Below are 19832 nucleotides of genomic sequence, written 5' to 3'. Positions count from 1 at the left end.
GCAAACCTTGCTAACAATAATCCTTCCTTACAGATACTGACCGGGCTGGGTTTAAATGATGTCATTCACGGTTGGACGGATGAGCACACTATACAAGAAGCTGGCTGGTACCAACAATACACCTCAATTGACAGTGGGATTACGATTACTTATGTTCCAAGTCGTCATTGGTCCAAGCGATGGCTTAACGACGACAACAAAAGCCTTTGGGGAGGTTTTTATATACAGTTTGGTGATAAAGCCATTTATTTTATGGGAGACACGGCAAAGGTTCCCATTTTTCAGATATCAAAAACACTCTAGGTTCTCCGGATTATTGCCTAATGGGCGTTGGTGCATATAAGCCGGAATGGTTTATGCACCAGGTCCATATCAGTCCGTTGGATGCCATAGATGCGTTTCATGACTTGGAGGGAAGTTATTTTATCCCCATGCATTTTGGCACGTTCGGTCTATCTGATGAGTCCATTATGGAACCATGGGATATTTTGGCAAAGGAAGAAAAATCCGTTCAGGGAGTGTTGGTAGAACCTGTGTTGGGTAGGAATTTATTTGTGGGAAATTAGGGTAAAGGCTGTTGAGCCTATTTTGCAGTAAAAATTCTTCCAACAAGCCCTATTGATAAAAAATGCCAATTCATTAAAAGTTGCCAATTTTTTTGGGGGGATTAATTCATTTCAACACCTCCTGCGAAACAGCTTTTGTAAAGATCTATTTTTGAACCGATCATTCACTAAGCGATCACGGCATCCGCTGTGTAATTTGATTTAGAATCCAACAAAAATAAAACAAAATCCTTTTTATACTTTTTTTTCGTTCCCACTCTTTAATTACATCGAAAAATTTTAAAATAACTCATTGAGAAAATCAATGATTCAACTCTTTCTTGTGTGACAAAAGTCCCCCTAAAACAGCAGAGTGATTATTACCTTTGACTTATAAATATTTAGTTAAAAATTTTAAATATATCATGCTATGATTAACGAACAAGAAATTTCATCCATGCCTAGAATAGGTGATCTGGCTCCAGATTTTAAGGCCATGACCACTACCGGATCAATGCAATTTTCTGAGTATATTAAAGGAAGGTGGACCATACTCTTTTCCCACCCCGCTGATTTCACCCCGGTATGTACGACAGAGATGAGTGGCTTTGCGTTGGAAAAGGAATTTTTTGCCGAACAGGAAACCAAATTGGTGGGGCTAAGTATAGATTCCATTCATTCCCATATCGCATGGGTAAATAATGTCAAAAAGAATTCGGGGATTTTGTTCGAATTTCCAATTATTGCGGATATCGATATGAAAGTTTCCAAACTTTATGGGATGCTACAGCCTGGAGAAAGCGAGACCGCAGCAGTAAGGGCTGTATTCTTTATAGATCCGAAAGGCAAAATACGGCTAATCATGTATTATCCTTTAAATGTAGGACGAAATATGGACGAAATAAAACGGGTATTGCTCGCTTTAAAGACCTCTGATGAGCATAAGGTTTCCCTTCCGCTGGATTGGAGGCCGGGTGAGAAAGTCATAGTATCTCCACCAAAGACCATAGCTGAAATGCAGGAACGTGAAGCGAGTAACTATGAAATGGTAGACTTCTATTTGGCAAAAAGAGACTTATAAGAAAACAGGAAAGGTGTATAACCTTTCCTGTTTTTATTTATCCCCTCCCCCGGATGTAACGTGTCGACATTATTGTTTTATTCATAGGCAAGTCTGAATGCAACGATAATAATCAAAAATCAACTAGGACCAACTGGAAAGCTTTTACACCTTTGCTGTAGCGTGTGCAATATGATGTAGGAGTTTAGATTCGGAATATGCACTGGGATTTCTACTGCGGACTTAAAACGCTTTAAAATCAGCCACTACGCTTCACTTTTAGAGTTCACCGTAGGGGTGGCTATGCCTCACTCTCCAAAGTGACTGATTTTCTTGCGTTTTATTCGCATCCCGACTTTGTCGGGACAGACTGTAACGAACCCTAATGCATAGTCCGGGTTAAAGATATTCGGCATGCGAAAAATGCTTTGGGTCTACACGAATATGTTTCTGAACTAAAAGATGAACGCTACCTGCTATTATTCTGGTTCAAAACCTTAATTTTGCCATTGGGACCAACAATCCCTATCTGTCATCAACTGATTTTTACGCATAACAATGGAACTTCCAAACAAAATGCCTGCTTCAGAGCAAACTGTAACAAGAAAAAAAATCTGGCTTTCCTCACCCCATATGGGTGGCACGGAGGAACGCTATGTCAAAGAGGCTTTTGACACGAATTGGGTAGCACCGCTCGGCCCAAATGTAAATGGGTTTGAAGATGACATCGTACGGTTTACGGACTGCGGTCACGCCGCGGCCTTAAGTTCCGGGACGGGCGCCATCCATTTGGCCCTTTCTCTATTGGGAGTAAGTGCGGGAGACTTTGTTTTATGCCAATCTTTCACCTTTTCCGCATCAGCAAATCCTATCCGCTACCTTGGAGCCATTCCTATTTTCATTGATTCTGAAGAGGATACATGGAATATGTGTCCAATAGCAATGGAACAAGCAATCCTTTCTTGCCAAAATGGGGAGATTTCTAGAACATTTCCTTCGCTAGAATTGCCGTTTACAGGAACGCTTCCCAAAGCGATCATTGTAGTCGACTTATACGGTATGCCTGCCAAGCATTCTGAAATATGCGAAATAGCAGCAAAGTACAACATACCTGTCATCGAAGATGCGGCAGAAGCTTTGGGGTCCTCTCTCAATGGGAAAAATTGCGGGACTTTTGGCGATATAGGTATCTTTTCGTTCAACGGCAATAAAATAATCACCACTAGCGGTGGTGGTGCTCTAGTGAGCAGTCAAGAGAATTTTGTTAACAAAGCCAGACACCTTTCCACCCAAGCCCGAGAGGATGCCCCTCATTATGAACATACAGAAATCGGATACAATTATAGAATCAGCAATATTTGTGCAGGCATAGGTAGAGGGCAGATGGAGGTTTTACCGGAAAGGGTGCGCCAACGCAGGGAGAACTATGCTAGGTACCGAACAGTTTTGGAAAACATACCGGGAATATCTTTCTTACAAGAGCCGAAGGGATATTTCAGCAACCGGTGGTTGACAACCATTCTGATAGATCCAAGCCTATCCGGGGGGATAACCCGGGAAGATCTAAGGTTGTCATTGGCAGAAGTGAATATTGAAAGCCGACCATTATGGAAGCCTATGCATTTACAACCCGTATTCAGACATTTTCCGTTTTATGGCAATGGGATAGCTGCTCAGTTATTTGACCAGGGTCTTTGTCTGCCGAGCGGTTCCAATTTAGAGCAGTCCGATCTCGATTTCATCATTGACAGAATAAAAAAAACATTTTATTCAAAATAATTTTTTCTCACAAAGTTTGCTGAATATGTATACTAAAACCGATTTAAAAATTGGCTTTTTGCAATTCACCCCAAATCAACACTATAACTCACCATAAGGCCTAGGAATGACTTGAAACAATTTTCGATAAAAGTTGTAAACTTTAAAATATATTGAATACTTTGGAGATAAATTATATAAAATTTTTGGTGCATGTATATATACGGAGCGTCTGATCAGGGGAGAGTAGTGATTGATATCATTGATTCTTATGAAAAAATTCACGGGGTATTTGATGACGACCCAGAGATTGAAGAGGTACTTGGATACCCTGTATTGGGAAAAGTCCCTGCCAATTTTGTATTTGACCATCAACTTTTTATTGCAATTGGAGACAATGCGATTCGAAAAAGACTGGTGTTATGTTACCAGGAAAGGGCAAGATTTGCCACTATCATTCATGAATCAGCAATTTTCAGTAAACGGGCTAATCTGGATGAGGGATGTGTCGTAATGGAAGGGGCTATTGTAAAAGTGAACTCCAACCTCGGTAAACACGTAATCGTGAACACAGGAGCCTCTATCGACCATGATTGCAACGTAGGCGATTTCGTGCACATTGCTCCGCAATCTACATTATGTGGTGGGATATCCATTGGAGAAGGCACGCTAGTTGGCGCAAACGCAATCATATTACCGCGGGTAAAAGTGGGTGCTTGGTGCCGGATAGGGGCAGGAAGTATCGTTAATGCGGATATCGCAGACGGTGAAACTTGGATTGATAGGGGATTGAAATCAGTCAGAGTATCCAAATAGGTGAAAAATATTTTATACATATACTTTTTTGAACTTTATATTAAAAACACAAACATTTTTAATATAAAGTAATATTTTTATATTTTATTTTAATTTTCTTATATTTTCAATATAATTATTGGAACATCGGTATTTATAAAATATATTATGCTAAATTCTTATTAAACTTAAATTTTTTTACTAATTTTGAGGCGTGGTCTGATTACATTAATTTAGATTTTTGCTTTTGATTTCTTTGTGTTAAAGTTAGTAGCGTTTATTCATGTAAAAGCTCTTAGTGAAACCCCTTAATAGAGTTTGGTCTAACACTTTATACATGCTAAAATTATAGTTTATTAATCGTTAAAATTTTACTTTTATGGTATCCATAGCCAGTAGATTAGCAAATAAGATAAAAATCTTGCCAAAATGGGGGGTTTTTTGTATCGACGCCACGATTTTAGTTTTTTCGGGTATAGCCGCTTTTTTCGTCAGGTCAAACTTTGACTTCAGTTTGCTAGATGAAAATCAAATTTGGAATGGGAGTATAATATATTCTATTCTGGGTGTGTTAGTCATATATTTCACGAAGACATATGAGGGGATTGTCAGGTATACCGCTATGAGAGACGGTATCAAAATCCTGAGAAGTACACTAATTTTGGGGGTATTGGTCTTTTTTACAAATCTTATTTGTGGGAAAGTTTTTGGAATGTCCCAAATCATGCCTATTTCAGTAATCATCATAGCCTCCTATATTTCTCTAGGTCTGTTAATTATTTACAGACTGATTGTTAAGGACTTACTTTACCGGGTCAACAATATCGAAAAAAAGAGAATAGAAAAAAGGGTGATTATTTTTGGAGCTGGGCAGGCAGGGGTGCTTACTCACACGACTATTAGAAAGGATAGTCAGATTAAGTATATCAACTGTGGCTTTTTAGATGACGACCCTAGCAAAAAAGGGAAGTATATTGAAGGTGTAAAAGTATTCGGGTCTTTAGATGAGCTCGAGACAATAATTGCGCTTAAGAATCCAACTGAACTTATCATTTCTACTCTGAGCATAAGCCCAGAACGTAAAAAGGAGGTAATAGAAGCAAGTATTGAAAAGGAACTTCATGTTTTCACAATTCCTCCTGTTAATCAATGGGTAAGTGGAGAATTGAAGACCGATGAAATTCGCGAAGTGAATATTGAGGATCTATTGGGAAGAAAAAGTATAAAACTTAAAAATGAAAAGGTTATTCAAGAAATGAAGGGCAGCGTAGTGCTGGTTTCAGGAGCTGCCGGTTCTATAGGAAGTGAACTTGCCATTCAGATAGCCCGTGCAAAGCCTTCAAAATTGTTGCTTTTAGACAAGTCGGAATCCGCATTATACGATATCGAGAACCAACTTGAACGACTAGGTTACGGGGTAGCGACAGAAGTAATTTTGGCCGACGTAAAAGAAAGAGACACTATCTTTAACATTTTTGAATCTTATAAACCCGAGTATGTTTTCCACGCTGCGGCGTATAAGCATGTTCCAATGATGGAAAAATACCCTAAAGAAGCTATAAAATGTAATGTATGGGGGACTAAAAACATGGCGGATGCAGCCTTAACGTTTGAGGCAAACAAATTTGTTTTTGTTTCTACCGATAAAGCTGTAAACCCAACCAATGTAATGGGGGCAAGCAAGCGGTTAGCGGAAAAATATATTCAGTCGCTCCATCAATACCATGATAAGCAAGTAGGAAATCCCAACCATACCTTATTTATTACTACCAGATTTGGAAATGTGCTGGGATCTAACGGATCTGTAATTCCCCTATTTAAGGAACAGATTAAATATGGAGGACCAGTTACTGTCACCCACCCGGACATTACCCGTTATTTTATGACCATTCCAGAAGCCTGCGAATTGGTATTGGAAGCTGCCGTGATGGGAAATGGCGGGGAAATATATGTATTCGACATGGGAAAACCTGTAAAGATTCTTGACCTTGCTAAAAAAATGATCAAGTTGAGCGGAAAAAAACTGGACGAGGAAATTTTTATCGAATATACCGGACTTAGGGAAGGTGAAAAAATGATTGAGGAATTGCTTAACAATACAGAAACTGTAAAAGAAACCCACCATGAGAAAATCAAAATAGCAGATGTTTCGAATGGTTACTATCCGGAAATCAATGCAGAAATCGAGGTGTGTATGGAAAACATTGAAAATTCCTCTGAATGGGATCTTGTAGCACGTATCAAAAAACTTGTACCGGAATTTATCAGCAATTCTTCCCGCTTTGAGATTTTAGATAACGAATTAAAGGAAAAATAAGTTATTATTTTACTTCCCTTAACTCATAAATATAGCATCACTGGTATTCCTTCTCAACCTCCTGGAGGTCAGCTTGGTCCCGGGCATACTGGATAAATCGGTTTTCTCCGACACCCAATACCAAATCACCCGGCCTGTCCCAAATTAATGGTCGGCCGATTACCCTACCATCATGAATAGGAATATAATAGGTTTTGATTGTTTCCCTATATTTTTCTCTTGCTTCCTCTGTCATTTCTTCCGATCCTAGACTTTTATCTCCACCAGATTTATGGGCTAATAAAAAGGAATTTCCTTTGCCCAAAATATTATATAAGTTACCGCTGAAAGCTTCCGCAGCCGGTTTTTCTGGAACGTTTCTCTCCCCGCTTCTGACATTGGAATCGGCTCCGGGTGCCAACTTAAACTATCTCCTCCCCAACAAATCCGCCCCGGTGAAGCACCATTCCAAACCCATTTGGACCATCTGCCAGCGAATTCTCCACTATAATGTCACCATTTTTATCAATGATGTAATTGGTCCCTTCCAATCCTGGTACCGACATCAGGTAGAGTTCCTTTTCCTTGTGAAAGTCGATCAGATGAAGTGTCTTCATCATGTCAAAGGTTAGAGAATCCGCTAATGTAAATTCCATCTCCTTAAGAACCTCATCCTTCTTGGAAAATGATCCTCCACATCCAACAAACACAGAGACTAGGAACAAAAAGGTCCAAACGGGTACAATTCGATTCATGGCATACAATATTATGATGAAAAACATATTTTTAATTAATTAGTTAAACCTAAGTTGTTAGCCTTTTAGTTTAAATTATTCCAACCGCAGCGATTTGGCTTCTTTCACTAGGTTGTTATAAATATTTTCAATTAATTTTTTTTGTGCTAAATCCAAAAGTTACCCCCAACTCGTAACTGTTGTCATAAAATAAAAACCAATTGATTATGATAAAGAAAATTATTCTAGGAGTTGCGGGGATAGCGGTGCTGCTTATAGGCATTTTGGCTGTTCATATTTATCAGGTCACAGCCGCAAAGAAAAGTAAGGCCCCATCTCTAGCCATGAGTAAAATATTGCTTCATGAAGAATTGGACTCACTCTCTTCATTGGAGCTGAAGTCCTTTATTCAAATAAATGATGGAGTTAAAGACGCCAGGATAAATAGAGCTGCAGGACACGCTATTTGCTTGTATGACCGGAATTCGGCTGATGTACGGGATATCATTTCATCAATAAATCAAAAATTCGAGCTACAGGCAACACTTTTTCAACCATCTGCTGATGAGCTTGCCATGAGTTGTCCGGCCATTGATCGTAACTCGGTCACATTTAAACTTGGGAATTTCTTTGAAAACCTTTTTGCCAAATTATAATTAGTTACAATTTAAACCTTTATGAACATGAAAAAATTAAATCGATTATTGTGGGTATTCGCGTTGGGGTCCTTACTAGGCGCATGTCAGGACGATCCGATAGACGTTATGCCAGATCCTGTTGATGAGTCGTTTTATGCGACCAAACTTGGAGGAGAAATGAGAGTAGCCGATCCGAATAATTCCGGTGCCATGATAGAGCAAGGGTACCTTAACTTAAGAACAGTCGTAACCAACACAGTTTTGGAAATTGCGACAAACGAGGGAGGAGCATACGATAATTTGCAGCCTTATTTCTCCGTGTTACTAAATGAAGTAGGAAGAGGCGAAACATCGGGATTTGCGATGCTGGTTGGAGATTTTACAGACTTTCTAGCCGAAGCCACGGGAGCAAAAAACTTTGAATATGATGGGTTGAATATGGTTGAAGCGCATGATCCTGAAAAAAATAACCGTATGAATGGGTTAATCAGCAACTCAGATTATGACCTTTTCGTGCAGGCAGTGGTGGCCGGTGCGGCTACTTCTGGTATTACAGATGCTGAAATTATTGGGCCTGTCGGACAACTGTTAGAATCAATCCGTGAACCAATCGTTCAACGGGGAGCTGATGAAATGCTTGATTTGTATACGCGATTGGGTGGTTCGGGACTTATCGTTGATCCATCCGACGAGAATGAGTTAATTGAGGCAGGGTATATTCCTCTTAGAGCCGTTGTGACAAGTACAGTAATGGTTATTGCTACAAATGAAGGGGGTAAATATGATGAGTTGCAACCCTATTTCTCCGTTCTTTTGTCGGAAGTTGGAAGTGGAAATATGTCGGGATTTGAGATGTTGGTGTCAGATTTCAGTGATTTTTTGGCTGCTAATATTGGTTCTCAAAACATCACATATGATGGATTAAATATGGTTGATGCCCATAATCCGGATGTGAACAGTCGAATGTCTGGGAGAATCTCTTCCGACGATTATGATTTGTTTATAGGTGCGGTGGTAGAAGGGGCCTTGGAAAATGAAGTACCGATGTCCATAATCGAAGAATTTGGAGCGATATTGACAAGCGATGGGTTGAAAAATGCCATAGTTCAGGGATAATAGTAGTGTTGGTTTAGTGGTGATGTAAGGTCTTGGGATGTTCCCAAGACCTTTTTTAGTTGGTAACTTCGCCCTTTTTATCATTTACCTCGTTCTTAGTTCAAAGTTTGTGACCTTAATGCTTCTCTACATTCTTAAGAATCTTCATGAACAAGTTTTACGGTCAAGTTTAGGAAGTCCATCTTTTATTGCAAAATAAAATTATTTATCTTTGTAAAAGTTATTAGGTCCGCAATATTTTTACATTTTAACTATTTTCAAATCAACCTATTATCGTCCATTAAACTACTCCGTACTACAACAAATATTTTTCGAATGCAGTCATTAAAAAAACTATTGTCTTTTTTCTATACATTGGGTCAATCGAATGAAGAGAACTACTTTTCAATTTGCTGTTACCTCAAGGACGAAAATGAATATTTGAAAGAATGGATTGATTATCACCAAAAGATTGGGGTAGAACATTTTTATCTTTATGATAATGGAAGTAAAAAACCAGTAAGGGAGACCATTGAATCGCTAAATTATAGCTCTATTACCACTGTAATTGAGATACCGGGAAAAGAAAAGCATATTGAAGCTTATAATCATTGCTTAAGATATTTCGGGAACAAATCCAGATGGATAGCATTTATTGATATGGATGAGTTTCTTGTCCCCAAAACTGACGACTCGAATTTAAAAAAATTCATGCGGAAATTCGAGCCATACGGAGGGTTGGGAGTGACATGGTTAATCTTCGGTTCTAATGGGCATAAAAACAAACCGCATGAAAGCCAATTAGAAGCTTTCACTATGCGATCGGAAGTTAGCTTCAACGCTAATGTCCATATCAAAAGCATCGTACAGCCAAGGTATGTTCGATCTGCACGTATAAGTCATTGTTTTAATTATAAAATTGGTTTTCATTGTGTCAGTGAGAACTTCCAAAAAATACCACGTGCAGTTTCACCTCCAAGCGTAGACACCATTCAACTGAATCATTATTACTGCCGATCTCTGGAAGAATACCATGAAAAAATTCAAAGGGGCCGGGGGGACAGACTTGACCTAAGAAAATTGGAGGATTTCCATGACCATGACCGGGATTCCAACGTAGTTGAGGACAGGACCATTCTGGAAATAGCGAAGTTATAGAAAACTAGTTAAGCTAGGGAGGATACAAATTAAACGGTTTTTTAGGGATCTTGCAGTTATCAACTTGCGCTATAGGGCGGTTACAATAGTTCCACAATACTATTCGCAAGGGCACTTTATCAAATCTTTTTAAAGAAAATGCTATACTTTTTTTAATTGCAATAATATGCTCATTGCAAAAGATAGTGGACAACACGGCTCATTTAGCATATATAGAAATTAAAAAAAACCCTCCTAACCTTTTCACCTTACTATTTTTGAAGTTATCCCCTATTCTACCAATCCATACTGCCTCTTTTCCTCGTATCTTTTAAAAACCATATAAAAGCCATGCAAAAATTTATTCTATACAGCCTTTCTTGGGAGCAATCGGATGTAAAGACACGAGAAGCTTTCTCTTTTTCCAATGAGGATATTGTACGCTTTAATGATCAGATGCGCTCATTGAACCATGTCAGCGAATGGATGGTTCTTTCAACCTGCAACCGAACTGAAATTCTTACATATGGGAAGCCATCTTCTATGGACGAGGTTTTGACTCAAATTGCCAAAGCTAAAAACCAACTTGCGGCAGCTACTTCGGAAATATTTCAGGTGAGAATAGAAGATGCTCTACCCTATATTGCGGAGGTAACCAGCGGACTAAGATCCCAGATTTTAGGTGATGCGCAGATTCTCAACCAAGTAAAAGTAGCTTATAAATTTGCCTGTCAATGCGAAACTGTAGGTGCTTTTACTCACAGGGTGATGCAACTACTGTTCGCTGCAAATAAAAAAATTGCTACCCAGACAGACTTCAAGACAGGCATTAGTTCAGTTCCATACGCAGCGATTGACATGGCAAAAGAATACATGGAAATGTATAACGATCCGGCAATTGCAGTGGTGGGTTTTGGGGAAATGAGCCAGTCAGTTTGTAAGTACTTAATTTCCAAGGGTGTTGCAAACATCACAGTCTTTAATCGGTCAAAAGAAAAAGTAAGGGAATTTTTTCAATTCCGGCCAGTCCAATGGACAGTTTATAGTTTAGATGAACTTGAGAACAAACTAGTGGATTTTGATATTGTTTTTTCGGCAGCGACTGTCCCCAATTACGTCATAACACCAAGTATGCTAAACAAAGAGCGTGAGGGATTCTTTCAACTGCTGATGGATATTTCTCTTCCCAGATCCGTAGACCCTAATGTGGACAGATTAGAAGGCGTAATTCGCCTCGACATGGATGACATTAAAGAAGTGACGGGCGCATCAGAAAGTAGAAAACAGGAAAGTATTGGAACAGTAATGCGTATTTTAGAAGATTGCGTGCATACTTTTGAAAATTGGGCTGAATCCCATAAAAAACTAAAAGGGGTAAGGGAATTAAAACAACGGCTATATAACATTGACTATGGCAGGCTTCTTGCTTTTTATTATAATAGGACGGAATATAAAGATTACACCATCAAACATGCAAATCCCGACTCTTTACTCATTCAAAAGTTGATTAGGGAAACTGTATTATCAATCAAGAACCTCCCTTCTTGACGTTTTAGAAGTTAATTTTCAGGTGAATACCAAAGTTCTTTTGATATGGAAAGTAGCGGATATTTTGAGCAAGGATAAATCTGTCGGTATTTCCGGTGGAAACTCTTTTTTCAATGTTTTCAGGACATGGCACATGTTTTTTCCGTCTAGAAACAAACCAAGCCGATATCTACTTTAACTATGATTTCAGTAATCATTTGTACCATTAACGAATCCCATAAACTGCGTATTTTCCAAAATATACAAGATACAATCGGGGTTCCCTTTGAATTTTTGGCAATCGATAACCGTCACGAACCACGTGGGATTTGTGCTGTTTATAATGAGGGAGCTAGAAAAGCAAAATTTGAATGTGTTTGCTTCGTTCACGAAGATGTACAATTTAATACTCAGGGTTGGGGAAAGTCGCTGGTTTATGCTTTTAAAGATCAAACTTGGGGACTTTTGGGACTGGCAGGTGCTGCCCATAAACCTAAACTCCCATCCGGTTGGGGAGCGGAAGGGCTACAAGACCGTTTTATAAAAGTAAATTTGGTTCAGCATTTCAAAGGCAACCGGCCTCCTTCACTCCAATATCAAAATACTGAAAAAGAAAAAATAGCAGAGGTAGCCTGTGTGGATGGTGTATTTCTTGCAACCACCAAATCAATCATTCAGGAGATCCCTTTTGATGAATCCCTTTTAACTGGCTTTCACGGATATGACTTGGATCTTTCGCTGGCAATTGGCCAGCATTATAAGGTTGGTGTGACCTACGAAATACTTGCGGAACACTTTTCGGAAGGAAGTCTGAATATAGACTGGTTAAAAAGTTCTTTACAGGTCCACGAAAAATGGGCCGACAGTCTACCTAAGTCCGTAGCTCCAATCTCAAAAAAAGAGAAAACAATTTGCGAAAAAAGAACATATCGTTTTTTGCTCCCAATTTTAAAGCGAAATGACGCACTGGAATATAGTCTCAAAATCCTCCACCAAGGAGAATTAATGAGGCTAAATATCTGGACATATTTGAAGATGTATATAAGTCTGGGGAAAACATACTTTGCCAAAGAAACTATTTAGGCTCTTTTTACCAATGTTTTTGCCTTAATACCCCAAATTTGTCGAAGAGCAAAGGAGAGCGTTTTAAAACTTCTATTTTTTGGTATATAAGCCAATTTATTCTGGTATTTCCATATTAAATACCCAAACCGAAAATTCAGAAAATTATGAGTCCGGTCTTTTCCACTTTCATATATTTTCTTGGCAAATTTATTGGCAGGGTGATCTTTTGTTTCTGAGCATATTTTTAACCAATTATTTTCCCTTTCCATTCTCTCCTGTGTCACTTTTAGCTTGCTTTTTCCTTTCTTTCTGCCTAATATGTCCGTGGAATTCCCTGAATGCTGCCGGTGACCGACCAAGGATTCCGGCATATACTTTATTCTGCCTTTTCCACTAGCGACGAACGCAATATAATGATCATAAACTCCAATGTCTGGAAATGGCAAGACAAATTCAAGCAGGTCTCTCCGAAACATCATACTATGGCCGGACACACAATTGAAAAATAAAAATGGAACGGGGTCGTTTCCTTCGACCATATGCAGTCGATCTGACATCTTCATTCCAAGATCATTACCTGAATCATCCACGAATGCTGAGTCATGATATATCAATAAATTGTCTTCGACCGCATGCTGTAGTTTGGTTACTTTATCTTTATCCCATATATCATCCTGGTCCGAAATCAAAATATACTCCCCTTTACAGAGCCCAAGGGCTTTTTCAAAGTTCTTTTGATAACCCAGATTAGTGAAGTTTCTAAACAACCGAATAGAAGGATAACACTCCGCAAATTCGTGTAAAATAGCCCAAGTTTGGTCAGTGGATGCATCATCAACAATAATGATTTCCAAGTTGGGATAGGTCTGTCCCACAAGGGTACCAAGTTGTTCACAAAGGTATTTCTCCCCATTATAGGTGCAGAGAGCGATGGATATCAGCGGCAAGTTTTCGTTCATGACACCGTAAATTGTTGCATATCAATTAATCGGGCATATAGCCCTTCCTTAAACAAAAGTTCCGCATGGGTTCCTTCCTCCACGATTCTGCCCTCATCCAAAACAACAATCCAATCCGCATTTTGAATGGTAGACAGTCTGTGAGCAATGACCAGTGTGGTCCGGTTTTGCATTAGTTTATAAAGGGCATCCTGTACCAGCTTTTCAGAGGCTGTATCCAACGCAGATGTCGCCTCATCCAGTAATAGGATAGATGGATTTTTCAACACTGCCCGGGCAATACAAATCCGTTGCTTTTGTCCGCCAGACAATTTGACTCCCCTATCTCCCATATTGGTATCGTATCCTTTGGGAGTCTTTATTATAAAGTTGTGTGCATTGGCTATTTTGGCCGCATCCATTATACTTTCTAAAGAGGCATCGGGATTTCCAAAGGCAATATTGTTACGAATACTGTCGTTGAAAAGTATTGACTCCTGATTGACAATCCCTATATGTGAGCGTAGGGAGAAAGTATTTATTTTTGACAAAGGCACTCCATCTATAAGAATAGATCCTTCCGTTGCCTCCAAAAAGCGGGGAATAAGATCAATCAACGTTGATTTTCCGCCACCAGATGGACCAACCAAGGCAACGGTTTTACCCTTAGGCACCCGAAGATTTATATTTTTAAGTATGGCTTTGTCGCCATAGTGGAAACCTACCTCCTTGAATTGAATACCTTCCTGAAAGCCCTCTAGAATCTGAGCATTCTCCACATCAGTGATTGCAGGTTTTTCATCGATCAACTGCAATACTCTTTCTCCGGCGGCAATACCGGCATGAATGGTACTGAATGATTCCGTCAAGGCTTTTGCGGGCCGCATCACTTGAGAGAAAATAGCAATATAGGTAATGAACTCAGCTGCGGAAAGCGCGGATTCGTTAGTCATTACCAAAGAGCCCCCATACAATACAATGAGAGCGACCATCATAACTCCCAGCGTTTCAGATACCGGAGACGCAAGTTGTTGGCGGTAGGCCATTTTTCTTCCCAAATTGGAGTATTCTACATTTTCATCATGAAATTTATCCTTGATACGTTCAGTTGCGTTGAAGGCTTTGATAATTTTAATACCTGAAAGAGCTTCATCCAACAAACTGATCATCATCCCATACCTTTCTTGGGCTTCAGTAGCTTGCGCTTTTAATCTTTTAACAATTTTGGATATGGCAAACCCGGATATAGGAATGACCAAAACAGCAAAAAATGTCAATTTGGCAGATATTGCAAACAGGATAAATAGATAGGCTATCAACTGTAAGGGTTCCTTAAACGCCACCTGTAAGGTACTCGTGACACTATATTGCACTACCTGAACATCCGATGAAATCTTGGAAATTATGTTCCCTTTCCGCTGACTGTTGAAGTATTCCACCTGAAGATCCATTACATTGTCAAAAACACGCCTCCGAAGATTAAGTAGGGTATGAATCCTCAAATTCTCCATCACGCGCTGTGAAAAATAACGAAACAGGTTACTGAATATGACAGATAGAACTATCACCAAACAGACAACCTGCAGTGCTTTAAAGCCGCCAAATTCCTCATGAATGTGATAAGTGTAATAATTAAAAAACCCCAGAATATCGAATGCTGAGTCCGGATAGGCCACTGCAACTTGTTCTTCTTTGAAAAGAGTGGTCAATAACGGAGCCAACAGAGCTAGATTCAGGGTATTAAAAATGACTGCCAAAAGCGTCATAAGTACGTATGGAATTGCGTACTTTTCGATAGGTTTGGCAAATGACAATAAGCGAAAATAAGTATGCATGCTGTTTTAGTGGTTGTGGACTATAACCAGATGAGTTTTTTCTTAGAAAGGTCCTTTTGTACCTGCCTTTGGATATCAAATATTGACTTACTACTGTTTTGGGCGTTCATCAGTGAAGTAAGTTTTTGTTTGGAAGAGTGGATGGCATCCAGTTGATTGATAAAAGACATGTAACTTTTAAGATACCAAAACTGCCCCATAAGTAATTTTGGAAGCACATCAAATAATAAAATCTGGGCAAACCAGAATGGGAGAAGGTGACTTTCCAAGTGGATGGCATGTACCATAAAGCGGTTTCGGAAATAAATCTGCTTTACCTGGATCTTTTTACATTGGGTTTTCGTGGTAAATGATCCCCGGTGAAAACAGGTCGATTCATGATCGTAATAACTCTTCCAACCGACTCGCCAAGCCCTTAACCCTAGATCTAAATCCTCACTGTAATAGGGAGAAAAGATCTCATCAAACCCTCCAAGCTTTTTCATCTTTTCCGCGTCGATAAGTGCATTTGCTCCTGAAAGAAAAGCTGTGGGGGTTTGCTCAGTTTTACAAGTTTGATAGAAAAGTTTATTGGTTTTTATCTTAAATCCCACATTTTTGAGCGATCTGGCTGCAACTTCTATTTTATTGGAATCCATTTCCAGAATCTTACCCATTACGCCAAAGGTATCTTCCTTATCAAAATACTTCCATTGCTTTTCAAAATAGTCAAACGTGAGTTTTACATCGGAGTTCAATAAAAAAACCAGCTCATGTCGTGCTTCAAACAATCCTTGATTACAAGAAAACGAGAATCCACTGTTCTTTGAGTTTTTTATTACTCTGACGGCAGGATAATTTTGTTCGAGAAAGGATACAGAATCATCTGAGGAAGCATCATCGACCACAATAATTTCATACAACACATCTGCTTTTTCAAGAGCTGTATAAGTATGTGGCAAATATTCCTCAAGCAGGGATTTTCCATTAAAATTAGGAATGATGACAGAAAGGCTCTTCTTCATGTTTTATTGGGTTAGTCAAATAAGTTGGCTTACCTCAGGACGTAAGGATTGACAAAAATGCTACAAGTGAGCTGGGTTTTTTCGGGTTTACTGAAAACGAAGTAAAAAATATAGACGTCTCTATAAATTATTGTTTCATTTTATGAATTAAGAATTGATTTGTTTTATCCCTCCTGCTGATTTTTTTATAGCCTTTCGCTGGAAAAGCTATGATATTAATTGGAGAAAATCATATGCAGGGGAAGGTAAATCCCGATAAATACATTTAAATTAGAAGTTCTCAGTAACCACAAAATCGAATACCCCTTATGATTTCCCCCTATAGTTTAAATTCTTATTTTACTCTTGCAGCCATTATGATGCCAATTCTTTTTGTTTCATGCAATAAATCGCTGGATCAAAAGAATATCATTAACAAGTCAAACTTGGAAGCCCACATTAAGACTCTGTCATCCGACGAGTTTATGGGAAGGATGCCTTTTACTGCCGGTGAAGAAAAAACGGTTGCCTATCTGACAGAGCAGTTAGTTGGATTTGGAGTACAGCCTGGTAATGAAGGTGGCTATGTGCAGAAGGTACCCATGGTGGAAATTACCACCACAGCTTCGGACAAATTGACCATTACTGATGGTCAGACAACAATCGATTTGGAAGGACTAAAAGATTACGTGTTTTGGACAAGAAGAACTGATTCTCCTATCGCCTTCGAGCAGGTAGAGATGGTGTTTGCTGGATTTGGCATAGTTGCTCCAGAATATGATTGGAATGATTACAAGGATATAGATGTAAAGGGAAAGATTGTCGTCGTACTTGTCAATGATCCGGGATTTGGAACGGAAGATGAAAGCTTTTTTAAAGGGAATACCATGACCTACTATGGTCGATGGACCTACAAGTTTGAAGAAGCCACCCGGCAGGGCGCATTGGGATGTCTGGTTGTTCACAATACCATTCCCGCTGGTTATGGGTTTAATGTGCTTCAAAATAGCTGGAACTCCCCAAAACTCTATTTGGACCCCAGGGGCAAGGAGCAATATGAAATGGCATTTGAGGGATGGATTACTTTGGCTACCGCCAACCGGCTTTTCCAACAGGCGGGAATCAATGAAAGAGAATTACTGACAAAGGCCAGAAGAGCAGACTTCGAAGCCATACCATTAGGCATTCAGGCATCCGGAAGCATGGAGGTATCCGCTAAATTCGATGTATCGCAAAATGTAATCGCAAAAATTTCCGGCACCAAACGACCAGAAGAATATATCATCTACACTGCCCATTGGGATCACCTGGGAGTAGGTACTCCAGATGAAACCGGAGACAGTATTTATAACGGTGCTCTGGACAATGCCAGCGGAACAGCCGCCTTGCTGGAAATTGCCAGGGCATTTGCGGAGGCGCCGAAGGCTCCGGAGAGAACCGTTATTTTTCTTTTTGTCACTGCAGAGGAACAGGGCCTATGGGGTTCCGCTTATTATGCGGAAAATCCAATCTACCCCATAACCAACACAGTGGCCAACGTCAACATGGACGGGATCAATCCCTATGGAGAGATGAAGGATTTGGTCTTGGTGGGCATGGGCCAATCCGAGTTGGAGGACTGGGCTGCGGAAGAGTTGGAAAAAGTAGGCAGATATATTTCCTCTGAGCCCAATCCTGGCGCGGGTTACTACTTTCGTTCCGACCATTTTAACTTTGCAAAAGTTGGTATTCCTGCATTGTATACAAACACAGGTATAGACCATTGGGAATTGGGGAAAGAACATGGCAAAAAATTGCAGGAAAATTATGTTTCCCAGTACTACCATAAGCCATCGGATGCCTATGACGCAGCTAGATGGAACCTGGATGGAGCGGTGGCTGACATTACAATTTTATATGGAATTGGCAAACGCCTGGCGAATTCTGAGAAATGGCCGGGATGGAAAGACGGTTCGGAATTTAAAGCACTGCGGGCAGATAAGAAATAAACGAAATTGGAAAGACTATATTCTTAACCACTATTTTATGAACAAAACGTATGCTTCGGCGATTCTACCGGTTTTATTTTTGGCGTTGAGCTGCTCCCCTACTGGCCCTATGGATTCCGTCAACCGGTTATTTGACAACTACAAAGGAAATCAACCCGGTGCTGCGTTGGGAATTATCAAAGATGGTCATCTGGTTTATTCGAAAGGATTTGGGAAGGCACGCATAGAAGGAGACTTGGATGTAACTCCTTCCACAAACTTTCGCTTGGCTTCCGTTACCAAACAATTTACAGCCACGGCAATTTTATTGCTAAAAGAAGAAGGTTTAGTCAATTTGGAATGGACGCTTACCGAGATATTTGATGATTTTCCGGAATACGGTGAAAAAATAACCCTAACCCATTTGCTGAATCACAGTTCCGGAATTAAGGACTATGAGGAATTTGTACTCGACACTGGCGTAAACAATCAAATAAGGGACGCTGGGGTGCTGAATATAGCTAAAGAGCAAATCGAAGGATATTTTTCGCCTGGAGAAAAATACAAATACAGCAATACCGCCTATGCGATTTTGGCTATGGTGGTGGAAAAGTATTCAGGAATGGACTTCCCTGCCTTTTTAAAGGAACGGATTTTTGATCCACTGAAAATGGATAGTACAATTGCCTACGTCCGAAATATCAATTGGGTTCCAAAGCGGGCATATGGGTATGATTCAATCGGTGGCAAATGGATTGAGCGGGATCAAAGCCCTACAAGCGCAGTGCTTGGAGACGGGGGTATATATTCCAATGTGGAAGATCTGTATAAGTGGGATCAATCGTTATATACCACAAAGTTATTGACGCAGGAATCGCTAGATCTATTGTTTGGGTATGGCAGGTTGAAAAACGGGGAGGAATTTGACTACGGATTTGGGTGGTACCTTAAGAAAATGCCTGATGGAGAGCAGGTTGTTTATCATACCGGAAGTACTATCAGTTTTCGAAATGTGTTTTACCGGATTCCCGCCAGAAAATTAAGTGTTATCATCCTAACCAACCGTAACCAGGTTCGCGAAGAAGGTATGACGCTTTGGGCCGAAAAGGTGATTGAGTTGTATGAGGGGGATTAGCATAGAAAGGGACACGGATAAAGTATATTTTTTGTGTCGGAATAATCTCGACATCAATAAAAACAATCCGTACAATCCGCCAAACCAGCGGGCAATCCTTCTTGGAGGTGGAATAGAACACGGATGACTCGGATAAAACGGATAAAGCGGATTTTTTTGGATCGGAATAATCTCGACATCAATAAAAACAATCCGTAGAAATCCGTACAATCCGCCAAATCCGTGTTCCATTTGCTCCAAAGTAAAATAGAACACCGATGACGCGGATGAAACGGATGACGCGGATTTTTTTGGATCGGAATAATCTCGACATCAATAAAAACA

Annotated in this window: 19 protein-coding genes; 13 read left to right on the top strand and 6 right to left on the bottom strand. The window is 39.8% G+C overall.

Going from position 1 to position 19832, the window contains the following annotated elements; all coding sequences use genetic code 11:
• Positions 1-33: 33 nt before the first annotated feature.
• The 6 genes from FQ608_RS27905 to FQ608_RS16230 all read left to right on the top strand — a co-directional run bounded on the left by FQ608_RS27905 (position 34) and on the right by FQ608_RS16230 (position 6475).
• Positions 34-303, top strand: coding sequence for an MBL fold metallo-hydrolase (locus FQ608_RS27905; RefSeq protein ID WP_317168932.1), 270 nt, complete (start codon positions 34-36; stop codon positions 301-303).
• Between the two features lie 20 nt (positions 304-323).
• Positions 324-566 (top strand): MBL fold metallo-hydrolase, encoded by a 243-nt coding sequence (locus FQ608_RS27795; RefSeq protein WP_262885512.1) that lies wholly within the window; start codon positions 324-326, stop codon positions 564-566.
• Positions 567-975: 409 nt separating this feature from the next.
• The gene (locus tag FQ608_RS16245) at positions 976-1626 is read left to right on the top strand and encodes a peroxiredoxin (RefSeq protein WP_158859300.1); all 651 of its coding nucleotides are present in this window, start codon (positions 976-978) and stop codon (positions 1624-1626) included.
• A 537-nt stretch (positions 1627-2163) separates the two neighbouring features.
• Positions 2164-3384, top strand: a complete 1221-nt coding sequence (locus FQ608_RS16240) for a DegT/DnrJ/EryC1/StrS family aminotransferase (protein ID WP_317168931.1) — start codon at positions 2164-2166, stop codon at positions 3382-3384.
• 192 nt (positions 3385-3576) lie between these two features.
• Entirely contained in the window at positions 3577-4179 is a 603-nt protein-coding gene (locus tag FQ608_RS16235; RefSeq protein WP_158859299.1) for an acetyltransferase, read from the top strand.
• A gap of 358 nt (positions 4180-4537) precedes the next feature.
• Complete coding sequence (locus tag FQ608_RS16230; RefSeq protein WP_158859298.1) at positions 4538-6475, top strand: polysaccharide biosynthesis protein; 1938 nt, start codon at positions 4538-4540, stop codon at positions 6473-6475.
• A 37-nt stretch (positions 6476-6512) separates the two neighbouring features.
• On the opposite strand, the gene FQ608_RS16225 is transcribed toward FQ608_RS16230, so the two are convergent.
• Both FQ608_RS16225 and FQ608_RS16220 read right to left on the bottom strand, forming a co-directional pair.
• On the bottom strand, positions 6513-6875 hold the full coding sequence (locus FQ608_RS16225; protein ID WP_158859297.1) for a hypothetical protein: 363 nt from the start codon (positions 6873-6875) through the stop codon (positions 6513-6515).
• 1 nt (position 6876) lies between these two features.
• Complete coding sequence (locus FQ608_RS16220) at positions 6877-7209, bottom strand: hypothetical protein (RefSeq protein ID WP_158859296.1); 333 nt, start codon at positions 7207-7209, stop codon at positions 6877-6879.
• A gap of 206 nt (positions 7210-7415) precedes the next feature.
• On the opposite strand from FQ608_RS16220, the gene FQ608_RS16215 reads away from it, so the two are divergent.
• The 5 genes from FQ608_RS16215 (at position 7416) to FQ608_RS16195 (ending at position 12668) form a co-directional block, all read left to right on the top strand.
• On the top strand, positions 7416-7844 hold the full coding sequence (locus FQ608_RS16215) for a heavy-metal-associated domain-containing protein (protein WP_158859295.1): 429 nt from the start codon (positions 7416-7418) through the stop codon (positions 7842-7844).
• A gap of 27 nt (positions 7845-7871) precedes the next feature.
• Complete coding sequence (locus tag FQ608_RS16210; RefSeq protein ID WP_199856396.1) at positions 7872-8942, top strand: globin family protein; 1071 nt, start codon at positions 7872-7874, stop codon at positions 8940-8942.
• Between the two features lie 315 nt (positions 8943-9257).
• A complete protein-coding gene (locus FQ608_RS16205) occupies positions 9258-10079 on the top strand; it encodes a glycosyltransferase family 92 protein (RefSeq protein ID WP_158859293.1) in 822 nt (273 codons plus the stop codon).
• A gap of 330 nt (positions 10080-10409) precedes the next feature.
• Positions 10410-11606, top strand: a complete 1197-nt coding sequence (gene hemA, locus FQ608_RS16200) for a glutamyl-tRNA reductase (RefSeq protein WP_158859292.1) — start codon at positions 10410-10412, stop codon at positions 11604-11606.
• A 180-nt stretch (positions 11607-11786) separates the two neighbouring features.
• The gene (locus FQ608_RS16195) at positions 11787-12668 is read left to right on the top strand and encodes a glycosyltransferase (RefSeq protein ID WP_158859291.1); all 882 of its coding nucleotides are present in this window, start codon (positions 11787-11789) and stop codon (positions 12666-12668) included.
• On the opposite strand, the gene FQ608_RS16190 is transcribed toward FQ608_RS16195, so the two are convergent.
• The 3 genes from FQ608_RS16190 to FQ608_RS16180 are packed head-to-tail and all read right to left on the bottom strand — an operon-like array spanning position 12665 to position 16427.
• A complete protein-coding gene (locus tag FQ608_RS16190; protein WP_158859290.1) occupies positions 12665-13609 on the bottom strand; it encodes a glycosyltransferase family 2 protein in 945 nt (314 codons plus the stop codon). The genes FQ608_RS16195 and FQ608_RS16190 overlap by 4 nt on opposite strands.
• The gene (locus tag FQ608_RS16185) at positions 13606-15423 is read right to left on the bottom strand and encodes an ABC transporter ATP-binding protein (RefSeq protein WP_158859289.1); all 1818 of its coding nucleotides are present in this window, start codon (positions 15421-15423) and stop codon (positions 13606-13608) included. Before FQ608_RS16185 ends, FQ608_RS16190 begins: the two co-directional genes overlap by 4 nt.
• Before the next feature lie 20 nt (positions 15424-15443).
• A complete protein-coding gene (locus FQ608_RS16180) occupies positions 15444-16427 on the bottom strand; it encodes a glycosyltransferase family 2 protein (RefSeq protein ID WP_158859288.1) in 984 nt (327 codons plus the stop codon).
• Positions 16428-16735: 308 nt separating this feature from the next.
• On the opposite strand from FQ608_RS16180, the gene FQ608_RS16175 reads away from it, so the two are divergent.
• Positions 16736-18394 (top strand): M28 family metallopeptidase, encoded by a 1659-nt coding sequence (locus FQ608_RS16175; protein ID WP_158859287.1) that lies wholly within the window; start codon positions 16736-16738, stop codon positions 18392-18394.
• A 37-nt stretch (positions 18395-18431) separates the two neighbouring features.
• Entirely contained in the window at positions 18432-19508 is a 1077-nt protein-coding gene (locus FQ608_RS16170; RefSeq protein ID WP_234364234.1) for a serine hydrolase domain-containing protein, read from the top strand.
• Between the two features lie 53 nt (positions 19509-19561).
• Here the strand turns inward: FQ608_RS16170 and FQ608_RS27525 are convergent.
• The coding region (locus tag FQ608_RS27525; protein WP_234364233.1) for a hypothetical protein at positions 19562-19832 on the bottom strand (271 nt) is incomplete at its 5' end.

Origin of the sequence: Lunatibacter salilacus (genome assembly GCF_009797935.1) — a bacterium.
In the GTDB taxonomy this organism is placed as follows: domain Bacteria; phylum Bacteroidota; class Bacteroidia; order Cytophagales; family Cyclobacteriaceae; genus Lunatibacter; species Lunatibacter salilacus.
The sequence above is the reverse complement of the archived record's forward strand: the minus strand, read 5'-3'. Positions and strand labels throughout refer to the sequence as shown.

What these genes read in the sequence shown, in the direction of transcription:
- FQ608_RS16175 (WP_158859287.1), top strand. Translation starts at nt 16,736, where the DNA reads ATGATTTCCCCCTATAGTTTAAATTCTTATTTTACTCTTGCAGCCATT.
- FQ608_RS16180 (WP_158859288.1), bottom strand. Translation starts at nt 16,427, where the DNA reads ATGAAGAAGAGCCTTTCTGTCATCATTCCTAATTTTAATGGAAAATCC.
- FQ608_RS16245 (WP_158859300.1), top strand. Translation starts at nt 976, where the DNA reads ATGATTAACGAACAAGAAATTTCATCCATGCCTAGAATAGGTGATCTG.
- FQ608_RS16170 (WP_234364234.1), top strand. Translation starts at nt 18,432, where the DNA reads ATGAACAAAACGTATGCTTCGGCGATTCTACCGGTTTTATTTTTGGCG.
- FQ608_RS16215 (WP_158859295.1), top strand. Translation starts at nt 7,416, where the DNA reads ATGATAAAGAAAATTATTCTAGGAGTTGCGGGGATAGCGGTGCTGCTT.
- FQ608_RS16210 (WP_199856396.1), top strand. Translation starts at nt 7,872, where the DNA reads ATGAAAAAATTAAATCGATTATTGTGGGTATTCGCGTTGGGGTCCTTA.
- FQ608_RS16190 (WP_158859290.1), bottom strand. Translation starts at nt 13,609, where the DNA reads ATGAACGAAAACTTGCCGCTGATATCCATCGCTCTCTGCACCTATAAT.
- FQ608_RS27795 (WP_262885512.1), top strand. Translation starts at nt 324, where the DNA reads ATGGGCGTTGGTGCATATAAGCCGGAATGGTTTATGCACCAGGTCCAT.
- FQ608_RS16220 (WP_158859296.1), bottom strand. Translation starts at nt 7,209, where the DNA reads ATGAATCGAATTGTACCCGTTTGGACCTTTTTGTTCCTAGTCTCTGTG.
- hemA (WP_158859292.1), top strand. Translation starts at nt 10,410, where the DNA reads ATGCAAAAATTTATTCTATACAGCCTTTCTTGGGAGCAATCGGATGTA.
- FQ608_RS16235 (WP_158859299.1), top strand. Translation starts at nt 3,577, where the DNA reads ATGTATATATACGGAGCGTCTGATCAGGGGAGAGTAGTGATTGATATC.
- FQ608_RS16185 (WP_158859289.1), bottom strand. Translation starts at nt 15,423, where the DNA reads ATGCATACTTATTTTCGCTTATTGTCATTTGCCAAACCTATCGAAAAG.
- FQ608_RS16240 (WP_317168931.1), top strand. Translation starts at nt 2,164, where the DNA reads ATGGAACTTCCAAACAAAATGCCTGCTTCAGAGCAAACTGTAACAAGA.
- FQ608_RS16230 (WP_158859298.1), top strand. Translation starts at nt 4,538, where the DNA reads ATGGTATCCATAGCCAGTAGATTAGCAAATAAGATAAAAATCTTGCCA.
- FQ608_RS16195 (WP_158859291.1), top strand. Translation starts at nt 11,787, where the DNA reads ATGATTTCAGTAATCATTTGTACCATTAACGAATCCCATAAACTGCGT.
- FQ608_RS16205 (WP_158859293.1), top strand. Translation starts at nt 9,258, where the DNA reads ATGCAGTCATTAAAAAAACTATTGTCTTTTTTCTATACATTGGGTCAA.